Source organism: Sphaerisporangium rufum (assembly GCF_016863395.1).
GTDB classification, from domain to species: domain Bacteria; phylum Actinomycetota; class Actinomycetes; order Streptosporangiales; family Streptosporangiaceae; genus Sphaerisporangium; species Sphaerisporangium rufum.
This window is the reverse complement of record NZ_BOOU01000149.1, coordinates 1-989: the sequence shown is the minus strand read 5'-3', so window position 1 is coordinate 989 and position 989 is coordinate 1. Positions and strand designations below refer to the sequence as shown.

Below are 989 nucleotides of genomic sequence, written 5' to 3'. Positions count from 1 at the left end.
GGACCGCGGGCACCACCTGGGACTCCCGTTCCGCGGGTACCACCTGGGACTCGTTCTCCCGCACCCCCGGCACCACCTGGGACTGAAATCGAATATCCGATCCGACGGCGCACACGAACAACGAAGATTCGGCAATCGAGAAAGACCGGGATCCGCGATACCGCCGCAGCCTTGAAAGCCGGCGACGAAAGCGGAGTTCGATGAGGGCGGCGATGACCGCCTTTGGAACTGAATTCGACCAACGCGGGAGAAGGCACGCGATGCGCGGGAACGATGACTGCGCCCGGCCCGCCGCGATGAGGTCTTCAATCACACCATGACGATCAGCCCGTGCGGGCAGGCGCCGCCGCGGGAGCGGGACGGGCCGGTCAGGTCGTGGGCGGCAGGACGGCTAGTGCGTCGATCTCGACGCGGAAGGCCGGATGCACCAGCCCGGCCACCTGGACCAGCGAGCTGGCCGGCGGGCGTTCCAGGGAGATGAATTCGTCACGCACCCGGCGGAAGGCGGCCAGGTCCGTCAGATCGGTCAGGTAGACCGTCAGCTTGACCACGTCGGCCAGCTCCGCGCCCGCCGCGGCCAGCGCGGCGCGCAGGTTCAGGAAGACCTGCCTGGTCTGGGCCTCCGCGTCGCCTTCACCCACCACCGTGCCGGCCGCGTCCAGCGGAACCTGCCCGGAGACGGCGACCGCCGTCCCGGAGAACGCCACCGCATGGCTGTACCCGTTGACCGGCGGCATCCCCTCCGGACGTACGAAGTGCCGCATCCCACCACCCCCAGCACGCGCGAGTGCCGAACCGGGGTTTTCCCGTACTCGGCAATGTCTCCCGATCATGCCAGACCGCCCCTCGGCCGCCGGCCGCGGTCCCGGGTCTCTGGCGGGCCGGCCGCCGCCCTCCCGGTCACCGACCGCTCGGGAATGGGCCGCGCCCGGCGTCGTGACGTGCGTCGTCGCAGATTGCGGGCGGTCACGGTGCAGGCCCGCAGGACG

General features: G+C 70.5%; 2 protein-coding genes. Both read right to left on the bottom strand.

What is annotated here, in order from left to right; translation table 11 throughout:
- Window positions 1–313 (bottom strand): hypothetical protein (locus Sru01_RS35080; RefSeq protein ID WP_203995245.1); only part of this gene is annotated, 313 nt, incomplete at its 3' end.
- A 55-nt stretch (window positions 314–368) separates the two neighbouring features.
- Complete coding sequence (locus Sru01_RS35075; RefSeq protein WP_239138081.1) at window positions 369–764, bottom strand: RidA family protein; 396 nt, start codon at window positions 762–764, stop codon at window positions 369–371.
- Window positions 765–989 lie beyond the last annotated feature (225 nt).

What these genes read in the sequence shown, in the direction of transcription:
- Sru01_RS35075 (WP_239138081.1), bottom strand. Translation starts at nt 764, where the DNA reads ATGCGGCACTTCGTACGTCCGGAGGGGATGCCGCCGGTCAACGGGTAC.